Below are 19,872 nucleotides of genomic sequence, written 5' to 3'. Positions count from 1 at the left end.
GATGGCGCGCATGATTCTCCGGACCGCCGCGCTCCGTCGCCGGCTTGCCGCACTTTGCGTAGCAGGCACGGCGATGGCTGCACTTGGCATCGATGCCGTGGTCGACACCGCGCGTGCACAGGGGCCCGCCGCCAGCCAGCCTGCAGCGCGCCCCGTCGTCAATGCCCATCCGACGTGGGCCGAGCTGACGCCGTCGCACCAGAAGGTCCTTGCCCCGCTGCAACCACTCTGGGACACGATTCCCGAACTGAACCGCCGCAAATGGCAACGCATTGCGGACCTGTATCCCCGGCTCAAACCCGAGGAACAGGCCAGGCTGCAGGAGCGCATGACCGAATGGGTCAAGATGACACCGCAGCAGCGTCGCCTGGCGCGCGAGAACTACCAGATCACGCGTACCTTGCCGCAGGAGAAGAAGTCCGAGGCATGGGATCGCTACCAGCAGTTGCCTGACGACCAGAAGAAGAAGCTGGCCGCCGCCGAGAAAGTACCGGGCCGTCCTGGCGCGGTGAGTGCCCTGCCCTCCGGCAAGCGCCCGTTGCCGGAGTCGGCACGCGCATCGCAGCATCACGGCAGGAAGGCAGCGAGCACGCCCGAGGCCGCGCCCGCATCGGTGCCGGCCGCCGATGCGGTGGCCGCCGCGTCGGCGCCAGTGGCCCCGGCCCCCGTGTTGCCGGCATCGGCCGCCACGGCGGCCGTCGCACCGCCGCAGTCCGAAGGGCTTGCCCCGCCCGTCACGGGCGAGGCCTCCACTGACTTCAACCGGTCAGAACCGACGCGTTAACTTTCCGGTTGCCCGGCCAGGATTTCCGAACGGTTCCGCAGCACCGGCTAGCCGTACTGGCTTGCCGCGATTCCGCCATCCACGCACGCTTGGCATAATGGCCGCTTACCCTGCTGCCTAGCGCCATGCCTGCCGCCACTCCAACCGTGTCCCACCCCTCGCCCGCCGCCACGCCGCGTACACCGCCGGTGCGCCGCCGCCTGTTCTGCATGCTCTACGACGGCGTGCTGCTGTTCGGCGTCCTGATGGCCGCCAGCGCGCTATACGTGGCTGTCCAGCCCGCCCTGCATCGGATCGGCATCGATCACCCCTACGTGCGGCAGGCTTGGGTCTTTGCCGTGCTGGCGTTCTATTTCTCCTGGTTCTGGCAGCGCAGTGGTCAGACGCTGGCGATGCAGACATGGCGTATCCGCGTGGAAAACGCATCGGGTCTGCCGCCGCGCTGGCCGCAGGCATTGCTGCGCTTCGTACTGGCGTGGCTGTGGCTGCCGCCCGCCGCCGCCGTGGGCCACGCCCTCGGTCTGACCAAGGGGCCGTTCGTCGGTGCGCTGGCAGTGGGCCTGCTGATCTGGTTGTCGCTGGCGTGGCTCGATCCGCGACGCCAACTGCTGCATGACCGACTGGCTGGCACGCGCCTGATCGACCTTCGGCCGCAACAGCCGTGAGCCTCACGGCCGCCGCCCTGCGACGCGTTGCCGTGACCTTGCAGGTAGCTGCCATGGCCTCACTGGCCGCGTGGCTGATCCTTTCGGCCGGCTGGACCGTCCCTGTGGCCCTGGTGACAGCCGTCCTTGCCGTGCTCGGGGCATTCGGCCTCAGCATCGCCTTGGCATTCGCGGCCACGCTCGCTGGCGTAGGTATTGCACCGGAACAACGTCCCCCGCTTCCGACCGATGCGCCGCATTGCCAGCCGCTTGGCATCCCCGCGGCGATGCGCGGATATCTGACCGAGTACCGCGCAGTCTTCCGCATGTTCAACTGGCTGCAGCCGTTCCGCTCGCGCCTGGACTTTGCACAGCCGGCCCGCCCCCTGCCTGACGCACCGCACGTGCTGATGGTGCATGGATACGGTTGCAATCACGCGATCTGGCTGGACATGGCCCCCGCGCTCGCGGCGGCGGGATATCAATGTGAGGGCATCGACCTGACGCCCGTGCTGGGCGATATCGACGACTATGCGGCGCCGTTGCTGGCCCGCATGCGAGAGATGGCCGCACGTACGGGACATCCACCGCTGCTGGTCTGCCACAGCATGGGCGGACTCGCCGCGCGGGCCGCGCTGGTGCTGGCGGCGCGCGATGGTTCGACACCGCCCAGCACGGGCATCGTCACACTGGGCAGCCCTCACCATGGTTGCGCGCTGGCGCGCTTTGCCGGTGGCCGCAACGCCAGGCAGATGCGCTGGCAGAGTCCATGGCTGGCCGCGCTGGCTGCCGCCGAAACGCCCGCGATGCGCGCGCATATCGTTTCTGTCTTCAGCTGGCACGATTCGATTGCGGGTCCACCTGGCACCTCGTGGCTGGAAGGCGCTCACCATGTTGCGCTCGACGGCATCGGGCATGTTGCACTACTGCGCCATCCCCGTGCAATCGAAGCCACGCTCGCAGCACTGGCCCAATTGCGCGCGCAAAACGCCCCGGTCCAGCAAGCCTGATTTCCCCCGACGATTTCATGTGACATTCATGTTTCCGTCACGGCTCCGTCATGCAGCGCTGGCTCAATGCAGCCATCGCCGACACCGGGGCCGCCATGCAAGCCATCCGATCTACACGCGGTAGTGTTTCGCGGCTCGCGCAACGCCTGCGCGGCAAGCCCGACGTGGCACTCCCGATATCTGCCCAGATGTCCGCCGCCTTTGCGGCCTTCATGCCGCCGCCCGTAGACCTGCCTGCCGACACCCCCACCGCACACGCCGCGCTGCATCCGGGCGATAGCGCCGCCTGCCGCTCCACCGCCGACAACGAATCGCCGATGCATCGCTACCGGGCGATCTGGCTGTCCGACATCCACCTCGGCACGCCAGGCTGCCAGGCCACCTACCTGCTCGACTTCCTGAAGCACAACGACTCCGACGTGCTGTACCTCGTGGGTGACATCATCGACGGCTGGCAGTTGCGCCGAGGGTGGTACTGGCCGCAAAGCCACAACGACGTGGTGCAGAAGCTGCTGCGCAAGGCACGCAAGGGCACCGAGGTCATCTACGTGCCGGGCAACCACGACGAAGCCGCGCGCCAGTTCGACGGCATGGCGTTTGGCGATATCACCGTGCGCGAGGATACGGTCCACGTGACCGCCACCGGCAAGCGGCTCTGGGTGGTGCACGGCGACCTGTTCGACGGGGTGGTACAGCATGCCAAGTGGCTCGCCCATCTGGGTGACTCGCTCTACACGATGATCCTGGCGCTGAACCGGCACTTCAACCGCGTGCGCGCCCGGCTCGGCTTCGAGTACTGGTCGCTTTCGCAATACCTGAAGCATCAGGTCAAGAACGCGGTGAGCTACATCAACTCGTTCGAACACGCGATGGTGGACGAAGCGCGCCGACGCGGATGCGATGGCGTGGTCTGCGGCCACATCCACAAGGCCGAGATCCGCGAGGTGGACGGCCAGCTCTACTGCAACGACGGCGACTGGGTGGAAAGCCTCTCCGCACTGGTGGAGACCATGGAGGGCGAGCTGAAGATCATCTACTGGACAACGCTGATCGATCCGCCCGAGCCGGTCAGCCGTCGTCGCCGCCGCAGCGCAACAGTCGCCGCCTGAGCGGCATCCCTTCCGTGGTACCGCTGCGATGGCCAACGTGCGCAGCGATACCACGCACCCCACGCATCCCCAACATCCGGCGTGAACCGCCGCAAGGAGTCTCCCGATGAGAGTCATGATCGTCACCGATGCCTGGGAACCGCAGGTCAACGGCGTGGTGCGCACCCTGAAGTCCACGCGCCGCGAACTCGAGGCCATGGGCCACACGGTGGACCTGCTCACACCGCTGGAATTCCGCACGGTGCCCTGCCCCACCTATCCCGAAATCCGCCTCTCGATCCTGCCATCGGGCCGGGTGCGCCAACGCATCGAACAATTTCGCCCCGAGGCGCTCCACATCGCCACGGAAGGCCCGCTCGGCCTGGCGGCCCGCGCATATGCGATGAAGCACCGCCTGCCATTCACCACGGCCTACCACACACGCTTTCCGGAGTATGTGCAGGCACGCTTCGGCATTCCGCTGGCCTGGACCTACCGCTTCCTGCGCTGGTTCCATGGACCGGCGCGCGCGGTCATGGCACCCACGCCGGTCGTGCTTGACGACCTGCAGCACTACGGCATCACCAACGGGGTGCTGTGGACACGCGGCGTGGATCTCGATGTCTTTACCGCGCAGCGAGCAAACGTTTTAAACACGGCGCATCCGATCTTCCTCTACGTGGGTCGCGTGGCAGTGGAGAAGAACGTCGAGGCCTTCCTGCAACTCGACCTCCCCGGCTCCAAATGGGTCGTGGGGGATGGGCCGGCCCTGGCGGCACTGAAGTCGCGGTATCCGTCTGCAAACTATCTGGGCGTGCTCAAACAGCCAGAACTGGCAAAGGTGTATGCTTCCGCAGATATTTTCGTGTTCCCAAGCCGGACCGATACGTTTGGGTTGGTTCTACTCGAAGCGCTGGCCAGCGGCCTGCCCGTGGCGGCTTATCCGGTGACGGGGCCGATCGACGTGCTCGGCGACAGCCCGGCTGGCGTCATGCACGAAGACCTGCGGGAAGCCTGCCTGGAAGCCCTGCGCATCGACCGCGCAACGGCCCGCGCGCATGCCGAGAAATTCTCCTGGCGCGCGGCATCCGAGCAGTTCCTCGCGCACCTGCGTCCGCTGGCACCCCAGGCGGGCGGCACCGACAACCCGGTACAACCCGTCGCACCCGATCATGGCCAAGTCTCACCCCACGCAACCGCGAGATCCGTCGCTGCCTCGGCCAACCACCGCCCGAACGGCGGCTGAAGTGGACGCCGACTACTCCGTAGAAAAGAATCCCCACAAGGGCAATCGCGGCTTGAGCCGGGCGTGGCATGCGGGTATCAACTCGCTGTCGGGCCTGCGCTTCGCCGTGCTGGAAGAAAGTGCGTTTCGCCAGGAACTGACGCTGGTGGTCATCCTGGCGCCGTGCGCGTTTTTGCTGCCGGTATCGATCGTGGAGCGCGTGCTGCTGCTCGGCACGCTGCTGCTGGTGCTGATCGTGGAACTGCTGAACTCCAGCGTAGAGGCAGCCATCGACCGGATCTCGCTGGAGCGCCACAGTCTATCGAAACGCGCCAAGGATTTCGGCAGTGCGGCGGTGATGCTGGCGCTGGTGCTGTGTGGCGGGACGTGGCTGGCGATTGGCGGGCCACACCTGGTGCACTGGGTGGGAGCGCTGCTGAAATAGGATCAGCAGCGCCGCGTCAGGGCGCCGTCAGGTTTTCTCGCGCCCCGCCTGCCATTTGTCGACGTGTACGCGCGGCGCCGCCGCGAGCTTGCCGATCAGGTCTTCGGCGCGATCCGATACATGCAGCATGTCGGCGTGTACCTGTTTCAGGAATCCCTCGCCCACGGCGTGGTTCAGGAAGGCCAGCATCCCATCGTAGAAACCCGCCACGTTGAGGAGCCCCACGGGCTTGTCGTGATAGCCGAGCTGGGCCCACGTAAAGGTCTCGAACAGTTCCTCGAAGGTACCGACGCCGCCCGGCATGGCGATGAAGGCATCGGAGCGGTCGGCCATCATCTGCTTGCGCTCGTGCATATTGCGCACGACGTGCAGTTCGGTCAGGCCGCGATGGCCCACCTCTTTCTGCATCAGCGCATCGGGGATCACGCCGATGGCCGTACCGCCGTGTGCCATCACGCTATCCGCCACGATCCCCATCAGGCCGACCTTGCCACCGCCGTAGACCAGTGCCAGACCTTGCTCGGCCATGCGCTGGCCCAGCGTTCGGGCGGCCTCGGCATACTCCGGCCGGAATCCCGGGCTGGAGCCGCAATAGACGCAGATCGATGTCATCGTGCTCGTGCTCACTTGCGCTCCTTGTCGGCACGGGCCTTGTCGTCAGCGGCCTTCTGCGTGGCGTAGTCGCGCGCCAACTGGTCGAACGCCTCGCGCGCCTTGCCGCGCAGGTAGGGCGCGAGGATCGAGAAGATGTGATAGCTGGAGCCGTGCAGATAGCCGCGAATCTGTTCGGGATCGTTGTACTGGCGCGGGTGCTGCACGAACTGGAAAGACAGCCAGTACGTGGCGATCACGACGATATTGGTGCAGACCGCATCCACCTGTTCCGGCGTGGCATCCATGTCGCCGTCTTCCTGGAACTGGCGGCAGATCTCCAGCGCGAAGCGCTTCTTCTGCTCGACGATGCGCTTGAAGTTGGTCTCCAGCATCCGGTTGCGCGCCAGCAGGTCGTTGATGTCGCGGTACAGGAAGCGGTAATTCCACAGGAACTCGGACATGTACTGCAGGTAGTCCCAGCTCTCGCCCAGCGTAGCCTTGTGGTCCTCCGGCATCTTCAGGCGGCGCTCCATCTCCTGCTCGAAGCGCACGAAGATGGAATTGATGATGTCGTCCTTGTTGCGGAAGTGATAGTAGAGGTTGCCGGGACTGATCTCCATGGCCTCCGCGATCGTCGTGGTGGTGACGTTCGGCTCGCCCAGTTCGTTGAACAGGCGCAGCGAAACATCGAGAATGCGGTCCCGGGTACGACGCGGGCCAGTTTGCGGCTTGGCTTCCATGGATATCTGGACAGAACTTCGATCGGCAGGATTGGGATTATAAGCACAGCGGCCCACCCGCCCCGATTGGGCGGCGCCAAAGGCACGCGGCACTGCGCAGCTAGAAACGCGACCCCGGCTGCTTCAGGAAAGCCGCTTCCTCTTCCGAGGTTGCACGCCCGACCACCGCGTTGCGGTGCGGGAACCGCCCGAAACGGGCGACGAAGTCCCGATGCTTCTCGGCCCACTCCACCACATCGACGGCACCCGCCGTGTCCTCCCGCAGTGCCGTAAATTCCCGTACCGAGATGTTCTGCTGCGCCATGTCCTCCGCATGCTCGAACGGCAGATAGCAGAACATGCGGTGCCATGGCGTGGGCATTTGCCGATCCCGGCCATCGGCCAGCAGGCGTTGCGCCAGCGTCAGCGCCTGGGCGTCCGTGGCAAAGCTGCGCGCGTCGCCGCGGAACATGTTGCGCGGGAACTGGTCGAGCAGCACGATCCGCGCGCAAGCGCCGGCCGGGGTCACAGACCAGTCATCCGGGGCGCCGTCGTGCGCGGCCTGCCAGTCGGCAAGAAACCTTGTGCGGATTTCCGCATCGAACGCATCGGACTTGATGAACCACTCGCGCCGCGTCTGGTTCCACACATTGGAGCCGGGCAAGCCGAACCAGAAGTCGAGTACGGCTTGCGCGGCGGCGGGAATCCTCGACGTTTCAGCGCTGGACATTGCGCATCCAGTCGGCCGTCTGAAACAGCGCCTGCATCAGCCGCATCTGCAGCGTCTCGGGCACGTTGACATCCTGCATCGCCAGCGCCATGCAGCGCATCCACTGGTCGCGCTCGCTCGTGCCGATCTCGAAGGGTAGATGGCGTGCGCGCAGCTTCGGATGGCCAAAGCGGTCGATGAAGTAGTTCGGGCCGCCCAGCCAGCCGCACAGGAACCAGAACAGCTTGTCGCGCGAACCGTCGAGCGTCGGCGGATGCAGCGCCCGCAGGCCGGCGAACTCCGTCTCCAGGTCCATCAGGTCGTAGAAACGGTCCACGAGTTCGCGCACGCGCGCCTCGCCGCCCAGCAGTTCGTAGGCGGTGATTTCCTCGCGCTGTTCGTTGTTGTCGTTGTTGTCGTTGTTGGTGGTGTCGTCACTCATGGCTGGCTCAATTCACATCGCGCAGCGTGGCCAGTGCCGGTTGGCGCAGCACCTCGCGCAAACCCAGCCAGCCGCCCGCAAAAGCGCACAGCATGCCAGAAACCACGCCCACGGGCAGAATCCACGCGTTGAAACGGTAGGGGAAGTCGAACACGAACTGGGACAGGCCCCAGCCCACGGCGACGGCGCCCAGGCTGGCCAGCAGCCCGGCCAGGCCGCCCACAACGAGAAACTCCGCGTACTGGGTCTGCCGCACCATCGCCGCGGACGCGCCCAGCGCCTTGAGCAGGCCCGCGTCGCGCTTGCGTTCGTCGCGCGCACCGGACAGTGCTGCGTACAGCACGGTGACACCGGCCAGCAGCGTGAAGATGAACAGGAACTCCACGGCGGCGATGACCTGATCGAGCACGCCCTGAACCTGACGCAGGATCAGGTCCGTATTGACCACAGTGATATTCGGAAAGGCCGCAGTGAGCTTGTTGCCGAGTGCCGCCTGGGCAGGCGGCAGATGGAACGCCGTGATGTACGTGGCTGGCATGTCATGCATCCGGGCCGTGGGCAGGATGACGAAGAAATTGACGCGCATCGAACCCCATTCGAGCTTGCGCAACGACGTGACCGGCGCTTCCACGGTCTGGCCCGCTATGTCGAAGCGCAGCGTATCGCCCAGCCGGATGTTCAGGGTCTTGGCGATGCCCTCTTCCACCGAGGCCCCACCATTGCCCTGACCCAGATCCCATTTACCCGCCACCACCTCGTTGCCTTCCGGCAGCGCGTCCATATACGAAAGATTGAACTCGCGCTCCACCAGTCTGCGCGCACGGTCCTCGCGATAGCTATCGGCCTGCACCGCGCGCTCGCCAATCTGGATCAGGCGGCCGCGCACCATCGGGAACAGCCTGTCGTCCACGCCGCTACTGGCCAGCATGTCGCGCAGCGGCTCGCGCTGGTCGGGCTGGATGTTGATGATGAAGCGGTTCGGCGCATCGGCCGGCGTGGCGTTGCGCCACGAATCGATCAGGTCGTTGCGCGTCATGCCGAGCAGCAGCAGCGCCATCAGTCCCACCGCCAGCGCCACCGTCTGCAGCACCGTTACCCCCCGGCGCCGCTCCAGCACGGCCAGCGCAAAGCGCCATCCCACGCTGCCGCGCGCCCGGCCACGCATGGCGCGCGAGAATGCCAGCAGCAGCACCAGCGCCAATACGGCGAACACCGCGCCCGCGCCCACGAAGCCGCCTGCCGTGGTGATGCCGAGTTTCACATCGCGCGCGGCCACCAGCAGCAGCGCCACGAAGGCGACCAGCCCCAGCGCATAGGCGATCCACGCCGAAACGGGCGGCGGACCGATGTCACGCCGTAAGACGCGCAGCGGCGCGACGCGCGTGAGCGCCAGCAGCGGCGGCAGCGCAAACCCCACCAACAGCACCAGCCCGGCCGCCATGCCGACAAGCGCCGGCACCAGCGAAGGATGCGGCAGCGAAACCTGCAGCACGCCGCCCAGCGACTTGAGCAGCCCATAGTGCGCGGCGTAACCAATCGCCACCCCGACCAGTGCACCGCCCAGTCCCAGTAGCAGGAACTCGATGCCGAACGCAGCCAGGATCTGTTGCCGCGACAGGCCCATGCACTTGTAGACCGCGCAGGCGTCGGTGTGGCGCTGCATGTACCGGCGCGCGGACATTGCGATGGCCACGGCGGCGATCATCGCCGACAACACCGCCACCAGCGACAGGAACCGCTCGGCGCGGTCCAGCGTGGCACGCATCTGCGGCTGACCCGATTCGAGCGATTCCACATGCATGTTGCGCAAATGCTTCTGCTCGATCTCGTCGGCGGCCCACTTCTGGTACGCCTGCCCTGCGGCATCGGGGCCCGCCACCAGCAGGCGGTATGTCACGCGGCTGCCCCAGCCTATCAGCTTGGTCGCTTCCAGATCGCTCATCGGGAAGATCACGCGTGGCGCAAAGTTCATGAACCCGGCGCCCCGATCGAGTTCCTGCGTGATGATGCGTTCGATGCGGAACGTCTGGCTGCCCAGCTGGATGCTGTCGCCCATGCGCAGGTTCAGCGATCCCAGCAGCGCCTCGTCCACCCAGGCCGTGCCGGGGGCCGGGATGCCGTTCGCCGCCGCTTCGTCGCCGCCGGGTGCCTGCGCCAGCTTGAGGCCGCCGCGCAGCGGGTAGCCGTCGCTGACGGCCTTGAGCGCTGCCAGTTGGCTGGCGGCCTCCCCTCCTTCCGGTGCCCCGGCCGGACGCGCCGTGGCCATGCTCGGGAACGTCACGGTCTGCGCCACCTGCAATCCATCGCGCTTCGCCCGGTCGATAAAGGCCGTGTCGAAGGGTTGATCGGCGCTCAGGCGAACATCGGCACCGATCATTTGCCGCGCATCGCGCTCCAGCCCCAGCCGCATGCGGTCGGCCAGGAAACCCACGCTGGAGAGCGCCGCCACGGCCAGCACCAGCGCAAACAGCAGCAGCGTCAGTTCACCAGCCAGCCAGTCGCGGCGTGCCATGCGCAGGGCCTGGCGCCACGCGGAGAATCGGACGGGGGGATCGACGGAAACGGTCTCGGCTGGCATCGGCAGTTGGCTATCGGGAAATCTGTATTCAGGAAGTAAAAAGGGATATCGCAGTCACGGCCGGCGGGGCGGCCCCTCTGCGGAACCACGCCCCACACCGCGCAGCCCCGCGTGCAGCCGCTTGACCCCGCGCCAAAGCCTGGGCAGCAACCAGATGGCCACCAGCAGGAACACGCCCAGCAGCACGAAGAACACCACCGGCAGGAAGATCGCCAGCAGCAGGCCGCCTATCGTGCCCACATCTTCGGTGAATGAGGCCACCCAGTTGGAAAAAGGTTCGGGCGAGACATTGATCAGCGCCCGCGTACCGGCCTTGGTGGCATGGGCGGTGCCTGCCAGCGTACCGCCCACCAGGCCGGCCGCCACGGTCCATTGCGGGTCCATGTGGCCGAACGCGGCGGCGGCCAGGATGGCCCCGGCGGGAATGCGGATAAAGGTCTGGATGCTGTCCCAGGCAGTGTCGAAGCCCGGCACCTTGTCGGCCACGAACTCGGTCACGGTCAGGATCGCGGCCACGCCGATCACCCACCATGACGCCAGCACCTGGAGTCCGGACGGGAGATCGAGCCAGCCAAGACGCGCCAGCACCCCGGCAGTCAGCACGGCCAGATAGAGACGGAAGCCGCTGGCCCAGGACATGCCGGCGGCCAGCGCGGCGGTTTCGAGCATGGGAGTCCTCGTTTGCAGCGCATTGGCGCAATGCGCTTCGAGGCAGTGTAATCCCGTCGCCGCCAGCCTGCGCCTTTGACGCGATTATGCCCCTATCGGCACTCCCCCACCCGATTCAGCCCTGGCTGGCGGGCACCGGTTCGAGGCGCGGCAATTGCGGCAGGTCGGACGCCACTTCGGCAATCATGCGACGCAGCCACATCACGTCCGGCGCGGCGTGGCAGCGCTCGTGCCAGAGCTGGTAGAAGCGCATGCGCGGGAACGACACCGGCGAAGGCACCATCCGGATGGGCAGGTACTGGGCATAGTGAGCGGCAAACTGGCGGCCCGTGGTGAACACCATGTCGGTTTTCATCAGCACGTAAGGCACCAGCCCGAAATACGGCAGCGTAACCTGGATATTGCGCTTGTAGCCCTGCTCGGCCAGCGCCTGGTCGATCATGCTGCGCTGCATCGACGCGTACGGCGCCGGGGCGAGGTGCGGCATTTCCAGGTAGTGCCGCAGCGTCAGCCCGTGGCGGGCCAGCGGGTGCTGGGCGCCGAGCATGCAGACCACTTCATCGTCGAACAGCGGCGAGATGTGCAGATGCTCGGGCGGCGACAGCCAGTTGCCCACCACGATGTCGAGATGGCCCTGCTCCAGCGCATCGAGAAAGTCCGCCGACTGCGTCATCGGATGGATGAACAGCTTGGCGCCCGGCGCCAGCCGGCGCACGCGTTCAACGATATTCGGCAGGAAGAAGGCGTCGAGGTAGTCCGGCGCGCCCAGGTGAAACGTGCGCGTCGTCGTGGCCGGATCGAACTGCTGCGGCGGACGCGCGATGCGGTCCATCGCCGCCAGACTCTGCTCGGCCAGCAGCAACAACTCGCGGCCTCGCTCGGTGGGCACCATGCCGCTCTTGCCGCGCACCAGGATGGCGTCGCCAGTAATTTCGCGCAGGCGCTTCAGCGTATTGCTGATGGCCGGCTGCGACTGGCCCAGCCGGACGGCGGTGCGGGTCACGCTCTGCTCGGTGAGCAGGGTGTGCAGTACCCGCAGCAGGTAGGTATCGAGATGGTCGCGTCCGTGCATGGCAGATGCCGCCACGCGCCTGCGCTCTCTCGGGCGGGGCGTGGCTGGCGTGGGGGAAGGGAACGGCGCATAGTGTATGACAGCCACCCCCGATGCGGTCAATTCGGACGCCCACAGCGCCCCAACTACGGGAAGACCCGGAGAAACGCCGCCAGGCCGCCATGGGGCTGGAGTTCCGGCGCAGGCGCGTCGCCTTGGGCGCGCCTTGATGGGGCATATCACATGGGCCGAATATTGCATCAAAGGGCCAATGCTATGTTTGCAACCATCCCCGAAAGAGAGAAGACCATGGAGACGCAAACCATCCGCTTTTTCCACCGCGGCCAGGTCCAGGAAGTGGCAGACGCCCCCGTCACCCGCACTGTCCTGCAGTACCTGCGTGAAGACGTGCGCTGCACCGGCACCAAGGAAGGCTGTGCCGAAGGCGACTGCGGTGCCTGCACCGTCGTGCTGGGCGAGCTCAAACAGGACGGCGATGTCGAGTTCAAGGCCGTCAACGCCTGCATCCAGTTCCTGCCCACGCTCGACGGCAAGGCGCTGATCACGGTGGAAGACCTGCGCCAGGCCGACGGCGCGCTGCACCCGGTGCAGGAAGCGATGGTGGAGTGTCATGGCTCGCAATGCGGCTTCTGCACGCCCGGCTTCGTCATGTCGCTGTGGGCGCTGTACCAGCAGCACACGCCCGGCGCCGCCCCGCCCCCTCGGCAGGAAATCTGCGATGCGCTGACCGGCAACCTGTGCCGCTGCACCGGCTATCGCCCGATCGTCGATGCCGGCCAGCGCATGATGGCCCTGCCCGCGCCGACGGCCAGCCGCCTGAATCCGAAGCAGATTGCCGATACGCTGCGTAACCTCAAGCGCGGCGAGACCTTCCACTACAGCGTGCGCGGCCAGCATTTCTACGCCCCGCGCACCGCCGCCGAGTTCGGCGCGATCAAGGCCGCCGAGCCTGGCATCCGCATCCTGGCTGGCAGCACGGACGTGGGCCTGTGGGTGACCAAGCAGTTCCGTGAACTGGGCAACCTGCTTTACGTCGGCCAGGTGGAAGACCTGACCGGCATGGCCAAGCGCGATGGCGTTATCGAGATCGGCGCGGCCGTGACGCTGGAAAAGGCTTACGCCGCGCTGGCCGAAACGCACCCCGATCTGACCGAACTGTGGAAGCGCTTTGCGTCGCTGCCAATCCGCAACGCGGGCACGCTGGGCGGCAACATCGCCAACGGCTCGCCGATCGGTGACTCGATGCCGGCCCTGATTGCGCTGGGCACAGAGGTGGTGCTGCAGCGTGGCGAGACCCGTCGTACGATGCCGCTGGAAGACCTGTACCTCGCCTATCAGAAGACTGCCATGGTCGAAGGCGAGTTCGTGGCGGGCCTGCGCGTGCCGGTGAAGGGACCGCAGCATTTCCGCACGTACAAGCTGTCCAAGCGTTTCGACGAGGACATCTCGGCCGTGTGCGCAGCGTTCGGCATCGATGTCGAAGATGGCATCGTCAAGTCTGCCTGCATCGCCTTTGGCGGCATGGCCGCCACACCCAAGCGTGCCCCGCTGGCGGAAGCCGCCCTGACGGGCCAGCCGTGGAACGAAACCACGGTGCGCGCCGGCATGGCTGCACTGGGTCAGGACTACACGCCGCTTTCCGATATGCGCGCTACCGCGGCCTACCGCTCGCGCGGCGCCGCCAACCTGCTCTATCGCTTCTGGCTGGAGACGCGCGATGGCGCCCTCCCCGCTGCCATGGTCAATGTCCGCGCGCTGGGCGCTGGCGAGGCCGTGGGTGCTGGTGAAACCGCAAGCGTCTGAGGAGAGTCAGCATGAACAAGCAAACCGAACCCTTCCTGCTCGACGCCAGCGTGGCCGCAGAGTCCACGCCGCAAGTGGGCATCTCGCGCCCGCACGAATCGGCCCATCTGCACGTGGCGGGCACCGCCACCTATACCGACGACATTCCCGAACTGGCCGGCACGCTGCACGCCGCGCTCGGCATGAGCACCAAGGCGCATGCGCGACTGAAATCGGTCGGCCTCGACCGCGTGCGCAAGGCGCCGGGTGTGGTGACCGTGCTGACCGTCGATGACATCCCCGGTGTCAATGACTGCGGCCCGATCATCCACGACGATCCGATCCTGGTGAAAGACACCGTGCAGTTCATCGGCCAGCCGATCTTTATCGTCGTGGCCACCTCGCATGACGCCGCGCGCCGTGCCGCACGTCTGGCCGACATCGATTACGAAGACCTGCCGCCGGTGCTGTCGCCCGAGGCCGCGCACGCAGCGGGCAGCTACGTGCTGGCGCCGATGCACCTGACGCGTGGCGAGCCCGCCGCGCATCTGGCGTCGGCTGCGCATCGCGACAGCGGCCACATCCGCCTGGGCGGACAGGAGCAGTTCTACCTCGAAGGGCAGATCGCCTACGCCGCGCCGCGCGAGAACGATGGCATGCACGTGTGGTGCTCCACGCAGCATCCCACCGAAATGCAGCACGCCGTGGCCCACATGCTCGGCTGGCACGCGCACCAGGTGCTGGTGGAATGCCGGCGCATGGGCGGCGGCTTCGGCGGCAAGGAATCGCAATCGGCCATGTTCGCGTGCTGCGCCGCGCTGGCGGCATGGAAGCTGCTGTGCCCGGTCAAGCTGCGTCCGGACCGCGACGACGACATGATGATCACCGGCAAGCGCCACGACTTCACGTTCGACTTCGACGTGGGCCATGACGACGAAGGCCGCCTCGAAGGCGTGCGCGTGGAGATGGTGTCGCGCGCCGGTTTCTCGGCCGACCTGTCAGGCCCGGTGATGACCCGCGCGATCTGCCACTTCGACAACGCCTACTGGTTGCCGAACGTGCAGATCGACGGCTACTGCGGCAAGACCAACACGCAGAGCAATACGGCCTTCCGCGGCTTCGGCGGTCCGCAGGGCGCGTTTGCCATCGAGTACATCCTCGACAACGTGGCGCGCAATGTTGGCAAGGATTCGCTTGAGGTCCGCCGCGCCAACTTCTACGGCAAGGGCGAGCGCAACGTCACACCGTACGGCCAGACCGTGGAAGACAACGTCATCCATGAACTGATCGACGAACTGGTGGTGTCCAGCGAGTACCAGGCACGCCGCGAGGCCACGCGAGCGTTCAACGCGACGAGTCCGATCCTCAAGAAGGGCATCGCCATCACGCCCGTGAAGTTCGGTATCTCGTTCAACGTGGCCCACTACAACCAGGCCGGCGCGCTGGTGCACGTCTACAACGATGGCTCCGTGCTCGTGAACCACGGCGGCACCGAGATGGGCCAGGGCCTGAACACCAAGGTGGCGATGGTGGTGGCGCACGAGTTGGGTATCCGCATGGAACGCGTGCGCGTGACCGCGACCGACACCAGCAAGGTTGCCAACACCTCGGCCACAGCGGCCTCGACCGGCGCCGACCTGAACGGCAAGGCCGCGCAGGACGCCGCGCGCCAGATCCGCGAACGCCTGTCCGAGTTTGCTGCGCGCAAGGCCGGCGTGGAAGTCTCCACCGTGCGCTTCAACGACGATCTGGTGATCGCCGGCGAACTGCGCATGCCGTTCGGCGACCTCGTGCGTGAAGCCTACGTGTCGCGCGTGCAGTTGTGGTCCGATGGTTTCTACACCACGCCCAAACTGTACTGGGACCAGAAAGCACTGCATGGCCGGCCGTTCTACTACTTCGCCTACGGTGCCGCGTGCTCGGAAGTGCTCGTGGACACGCTGACCGGCGAATGGAAGCTGCTGCGTGCCGATGCGCTGCACGATGCGGGCAAATCGCTGAACCCTGCCATCGACATCGGCCAGGTGGAAGGCGCGTTCGTGCAAGGCATGGGCTGGCTGACCACCGAGGAACTGTGGTGGAACGCGGCGGGCAAGCTGATGACGCACGCACCGTCCACGTACAAGATCCCGACGATCAACGACGTGCCGGAAGGCTTCCACGTGCGGCTGTTCCAGAACGAGAACGTCGAGGACAGCATTCACCGTTCGAAGGCTGTGGGCGAGCCGCCGCTGTTGCTGCCGTTCTCGGTGTTCTTCGCGATTCGTGATGCGATTGCTGCCGTGGGTGACTACCAGGTCAACCCGCCGCTGCGCGCCCCGGCCACGAGCGAAGCGATTCTGGACGCCGTGGAAGCCGTGCAGGCAACCACCGACGCCACCGCCTGACGCGAGCAAGGAAACATCATGCAGGACGCCCCGCTCAAGCCATTCCGATTCGCCGATGCCGCCCGCTGGCTGCGGGCCGGCGTGCCCGTGGCCATGGTCACGATTGCCGAGGTCAAGGGTTCCGCGCCGCGCGAAGCCGGCATCCGGATGCTGGTGACGGCCGACGACCTCGTCGGCACCATCGGCGGCGGCCATCTGGAATGGCGCGGCATGGACATCGCGCGGGCCATGCTCGCCAATCGTCATGTCCGGGGCAATCCGCACCGCCGCATCGAGCGGATTCCGCTAGGGCCCGCGCTGGGCCAGTGCTGCGGCGGCGTGGTGAAACTCGCGTTCGAGGTGCTCGGCACAGCGGATCTGGCGTGGCTCGACGCGCTCGAAGCATCGTTCGCCGAAGGCAAGTCGCTGCAACGGACGGTGGCACTGTCCGGCGACGTTACCGTGTCGGAATGCCGCGCACTGCTGCCATCGGTGACGCTGCATGCCGACGATACGTGGATCGACACGCTCGTGCCCTCGCCCATGCACGTGGTGCTGTTCGGCGCGGGTCACGTGGGCCACGCACTGGTCAAGGTGCTCGCCACGCTGCCGTGTACCGTGCATTGGGTGGATGAGCGCGACACGCTGTTTCCGGGCGGCCTGCCCGACAACGTCGAGGCGGAAGCCACCGACTCACCGGAAGCCGTGGTGGATCAAGCACCTGCCGGCACGTATTTCCTGGTCATGACGCACAGCCATGCGCTGGACCAGAGCCTGTGCGAACGGATCTTCCGCCGCAACGACTTTGCGTACTTCGGGCTGATCGGCTCGAAAACCAAGCGCGCCCAGTTCGAGCACCGCATGGCGGCGCACGGCATCGACCCCGCGCGCTTCCCCGAAATGACATGCCCGATGGGCGTGTCAGGCATCACAGACAAGGCACCGGCTATGATTGCGGTAGCCATCGTCGCCCAGCTGCTTCAGGTTCGCGACCAGCGCATTGCTGCGCTGTCCGCTCACCGGCTGGAGGCGATGCATCCGTAACAAGACGGCCGCGATCCGGCCGTCGTCATAGAAAAATGAGGCCCCATGACCATTGATGCCGCGCTGGCGGACAAGATCCGCCGTACTCCCAAAGCCGAATTGCACGTGCATATCGAAGGCACGCTCGAACCCGAGCGCATCTTCCGGCTGGCCCAGCGCAACAACGTCAAGCTGGCCTATGCCGATGTGGAAGCGTTGCGCGCCGCCTACGCCTTTACGGACCTGCAGTCGTTCCTGGATATCTACTACGCCGGTGCCAGCGTGCTGCTGACCGAGGAAGATTTCTTCGACATGACGATGGACTACGTGAAGCGCGCCGCCGCCGACAACGTGCGCCATGCCGAGATCTTTTTCGATCCGCAAACCCACACCGAACGTGGCGTGCCGATGGGCACCGTGATCGACGGTATTTCCGACGCGCTGGCGCAGGCCAGCACCGAGTACGATTTTTCGAGCAGCCTGATTCTCTGCTTCCTGCGCCATCTTTCCGAGGAAGACGCGTTCGCCACGCTCGAAGCCGCGCTGCCGTATCGCGACCGCTTCGTCGGCGTGGGACTCGATTCGTCCGAGCGCGGCAACCCGCCCGAAAAGTTCGCGCGCGTGTTTGCCCGTGCGAAGGAACTGGGCCTGCGACTCGTGGCACACGCTGGCGAGGAAGGCCCGGCACAGTACGTGACGGACGCACTGGACATCCTCAAGGTGGAGCGCATCGACCACGGCGTGCGTGCCATCGACGACGACGCACTGGTGCAGCGCCTCGCACGCGAACGCATCGCGCTGACCGTGTGCCCGCTGTCTAACCAGAAGCTGAAGGTGTACCCGGACCTGGCCGATCATTCGCTGAAAAAGCTGCTGGATGCTGGCGTGGCCGTGACGCTGCACTCGGACGATCCTGCGTATTTCGGCGGCTACATGAACGCCAACTGGGAAGCCACGTTCGATGCGCTGCCGCTGGATGCTGCAGACGCCTACAAGCTGGCCCGCAACAGTTTCGAAGCGGCCTTCCTGCCGGACGCGCGGAAAGCCGATTTCCTGGCCGAAGTCGACCACTTCTGGTCGGCCACGCCCACCCACCCGCCTGCAACGGCCAACGTGAACCCCACGACCTGACCGGGCACATACGAAGAATGCCGGCGCCGCGCCCGCTGCAAGATCGCAAGATCCGCGCGGGCGCTGGCTCCGGCCGCCCCTGAGACAAGACGATGACGACGACTGCCCCCTCCTTCCCGAACACCTCCGGCACCCGCGCCGTGCGCGGCCGCATCCTCCATTTCCTGCGCGATCCGCAGTTTCATGAGGATGCCTACGAGTATTGGGAAGACGGCCTGCTGATCGTCACGAACGGCCACATCGCTGCGGCCGGTGCCTACGCAGACCTGTCGCACGACATCCCGGTTGGCGCCGAAGTCATCGATCATCGCGGCAAGCTGATCGTGCCGGGCTTTATCGACACGCACGTCCACTATCCGCAGACCGATATCATCGCGTCGCCGTCGCCGGGCCTGCTGCACTGGCTCGACACGTACACCTTCCCCGAGGAGCGCCGCTTCAGCGACGCCACCTACGCGCGCGGCGTGGCCGATTTCTTTACCGACGAGCTGCTGCGCAACGGCACCACCACTGCCATGGTCTGGAGCACCGTGCACGCTGCGTCCGCCGACGCGCTGTTCGCCGCCAGCCAGGCGCGCAACCTGCGCATGATCACCGGCAAGGTGATGATGGACCGCAACTGCCCCGAATTCCTGCGCGACACCGCCGAGACCGGTGCGCGCGATTCGGCGGACCTGATCTCGAAGTGGCATGGCAAGGACCGTCTGGCCTATGCCATCACGCCGCGCTTCGCCCCGACCTCCACCGAGGCCCAACTGGCCGCCTGCGGCGAACTCGCGCGCGCCCATTCGGACGTTTTCATCCAGACTCACGTTGCCGAAAACCGCGACGAGGTGAAATGGGTGGCGGAGCTGTTCCCCGATGCGCGCAGCTACCTCGACGTCTATGACCGCTACAGCCTGCTGCGCCCCGGCGCGTTCTACGGCCACGCGATCTACCTCGACCCCGAGGACCGCGTTCGCCTGGCCGACAGCGGCGCAGCCGTGGCCCACTGCCCCACGTCGAACCTGTTCCTGGGCAGCGGCTTCTACGACTTCCACCAGTCCGACGCCAACCGTCTCAACGTGACGCTGGCCACCGACGTGGGCGGCGGCACGTCGTTCTCGATGTTCCGCACGATGAATGCCGCACACAAGGTGGCGCGCATGGGCGGCTATCACCTGACCGCGCTGCGGATGTTCTACCTGGCCACGCGCGCGGCGGCCGATGCGCTCGGCTGGCAGGACCGCGTGGGCAGTTTCGAGACAGGTTGCGAAGCCGATTTCATCGTGCTGGACCCGGAGGCCACGCCGCTGATCGGACGACGCAGCAGCCGCTGCGAGACTCTGGAAGAGCAACTGTTCGCGTTCGCCATGCTGGGCGACGACCGCGTGATCGACAACGTCTATGTGATGGGCGAAGCCACCCGCACAATGGCGTCCTGAAAGGTGTCCGAGCGCAAACAACGTTCCGATTCCTGACCAGAAATATCCCTAATAGCCCAAGTGTCTTGATTGGGATCAACACAACAGTCATCAAACCCTTCTAGCCTGTCGGATTCATGCGCCCCTCCGCTTTTGCCGTATAGGATGGGCGCAGCCTCGACTCCGAC

The 19,872-nt window shown here is 66.1% G+C and carries 18 protein-coding genes; 11 read left to right on the top strand and 7 right to left on the bottom strand.

The window, feature by feature from the left end; translation table 11 throughout:
- The first annotated feature begins 1 nt into the window (after window position 1).
- From ABDB81_RS06365 to ABDB81_RS06340, 6 genes are all read left to right on the top strand, one after another.
- A complete protein-coding gene (locus ABDB81_RS06365; protein WP_137922999.1) occupies window positions 2–784 on the top strand; it encodes a DUF3106 domain-containing protein in 783 nt (260 codons plus the stop codon).
- 125 nt (window positions 785–909) lie between these two features.
- Window positions 910–1,449, top strand: coding sequence for an RDD family protein (locus tag ABDB81_RS06360; protein ID WP_137922998.1), 540 nt, complete (start codon window positions 910–912; stop codon window positions 1,447–1,449).
- A complete protein-coding gene (locus tag ABDB81_RS06355) occupies window positions 1,446–2,438 on the top strand; it encodes an alpha/beta fold hydrolase (protein WP_346810431.1) in 993 nt (330 codons plus the stop codon). Before ABDB81_RS06360 ends, ABDB81_RS06355 begins: the two co-directional genes overlap by 4 nt.
- 50 nt (window positions 2,439–2,488) lie before the next feature.
- Window positions 2,489–3,547, top strand: a complete 1,059-nt coding sequence (locus tag ABDB81_RS06350) for a UDP-2,3-diacylglucosamine diphosphatase (protein ID WP_346810430.1) — start codon at window positions 2,489–2,491, stop codon at window positions 3,545–3,547.
- A gap of 106 nt (window positions 3,548–3,653) precedes the next feature.
- Complete coding sequence (locus tag ABDB81_RS06345; protein WP_346810429.1) at window positions 3,654–4,772, top strand: glycosyltransferase family 1 protein; 1,119 nt, start codon at window positions 3,654–3,656, stop codon at window positions 4,770–4,772.
- Window positions 4,699–5,196, top strand: coding sequence for a diacylglycerol kinase (locus ABDB81_RS06340; RefSeq protein ID WP_137922994.1), 498 nt, complete (start codon window positions 4,699–4,701; stop codon window positions 5,194–5,196). The genes ABDB81_RS06345 and ABDB81_RS06340 overlap by 74 nt, the downstream gene beginning before the upstream one ends.
- 27 nt (window positions 5,197–5,223) lie before the next feature.
- On the opposite strand, the gene ABDB81_RS06335 is transcribed toward ABDB81_RS06340, so the two are convergent.
- The 7 genes from ABDB81_RS06335 to ABDB81_RS06305 all read right to left on the bottom strand — a co-directional run bounded on the left by ABDB81_RS06335 (window position 5,224) and on the right by ABDB81_RS06305 (window position 11,979).
- Window positions 5,224–5,808: a TIGR00730 family Rossman fold protein gene (locus ABDB81_RS06335; RefSeq protein ID WP_137923072.1), complete on the bottom strand. Its 585-nt coding sequence runs from the start codon at window positions 5,806–5,808 to the stop codon at window positions 5,224–5,226.
- 11 nt (window positions 5,809–5,819) lie between these two features.
- Complete coding sequence (locus tag ABDB81_RS06330) at window positions 5,820–6,530, bottom strand: TetR/AcrR family transcriptional regulator (protein WP_160471753.1); 711 nt, start codon at window positions 6,528–6,530, stop codon at window positions 5,820–5,822.
- A gap of 100 nt (window positions 6,531–6,630) precedes the next feature.
- A complete protein-coding gene (locus ABDB81_RS06325) occupies window positions 6,631–7,239 on the bottom strand; it encodes a DUF924 family protein (protein ID WP_137922992.1) in 609 nt (202 codons plus the stop codon).
- Window positions 7,226–7,660 (bottom strand): group II truncated hemoglobin, encoded by a 435-nt coding sequence (locus ABDB81_RS06320; RefSeq protein WP_346810428.1) that lies wholly within the window; start codon window positions 7,658–7,660, stop codon window positions 7,226–7,228. The genes ABDB81_RS06325 and ABDB81_RS06320 overlap by 14 nt, the downstream gene beginning before the upstream one ends.
- Before the next feature lie 7 nt (window positions 7,661–7,667).
- Window positions 7,668–10,238 (bottom strand): FtsX-like permease family protein, encoded by a 2,571-nt coding sequence (locus ABDB81_RS06315; protein WP_346810427.1) that lies wholly within the window; start codon window positions 10,236–10,238, stop codon window positions 7,668–7,670.
- A 54-nt stretch (window positions 10,239–10,292) separates the two neighbouring features.
- Window positions 10,293–10,907 (bottom strand): DUF4126 domain-containing protein, encoded by a 615-nt coding sequence (locus tag ABDB81_RS06310; protein ID WP_346810426.1) that lies wholly within the window; start codon window positions 10,905–10,907, stop codon window positions 10,293–10,295.
- A gap of 115 nt (window positions 10,908–11,022) precedes the next feature.
- Window positions 11,023–11,979, bottom strand: coding sequence for a LysR substrate-binding domain-containing protein (locus ABDB81_RS06305; RefSeq protein WP_160471746.1), 957 nt, complete (start codon window positions 11,977–11,979; stop codon window positions 11,023–11,025).
- Between the two features lie 288 nt (window positions 11,980–12,267).
- On the opposite strand from ABDB81_RS06305, the gene xdhA reads away from it, so the two are divergent.
- The 5 genes from xdhA to guaD all read left to right on the top strand — a co-directional run bounded on the left by xdhA (window position 12,268) and on the right by guaD (window position 19,705).
- On the top strand, window positions 12,268–13,782 hold the full coding sequence (gene xdhA / locus ABDB81_RS06300) for a xanthine dehydrogenase small subunit (protein ID WP_346810425.1): 1,515 nt from the start codon (window positions 12,268–12,270) through the stop codon (window positions 13,780–13,782).
- A gap of 11 nt (window positions 13,783–13,793) precedes the next feature.
- Window positions 13,794–16,148: a xanthine dehydrogenase molybdopterin binding subunit gene (xdhB, locus tag ABDB81_RS06295; RefSeq protein ID WP_346810424.1), complete on the top strand. Its 2,355-nt coding sequence runs from the start codon at window positions 13,794–13,796 to the stop codon at window positions 16,146–16,148.
- Window positions 16,149–16,166: 18 nt separating this feature from the next.
- Window positions 16,167–17,171, top strand: a complete 1,005-nt coding sequence (gene xdhC / locus ABDB81_RS06290) for a xanthine dehydrogenase accessory protein XdhC (protein ID WP_346810423.1) — start codon at window positions 16,167–16,169, stop codon at window positions 17,169–17,171.
- Window positions 17,172–17,216: 45 nt separating this feature from the next.
- Entirely contained in the window at window positions 17,217–18,281 is a 1,065-nt protein-coding gene (locus tag ABDB81_RS06285; protein WP_137922985.1) for an adenosine deaminase, read from the top strand.
- Window positions 18,282–18,373: 92 nt separating this feature from the next.
- A complete protein-coding gene (gene guaD / locus ABDB81_RS06280) occupies window positions 18,374–19,705 on the top strand; it encodes a guanine deaminase (protein WP_137922984.1) in 1,332 nt (443 codons plus the stop codon).
- The last annotated feature ends 167 nt before the right edge of the window (window positions 19,706–19,872 follow it).

Origin of the sequence: Cupriavidus sp. DL-D2 (assembly GCF_039710735.1) — a bacterium.
Classification (GTDB): domain Bacteria; phylum Pseudomonadota; class Gammaproteobacteria; order Burkholderiales; family Burkholderiaceae; genus Cupriavidus.
Note: the sequence above shows the minus strand (reverse complement) of the source record. Positions and strands in the feature narration are given on the sequence as shown.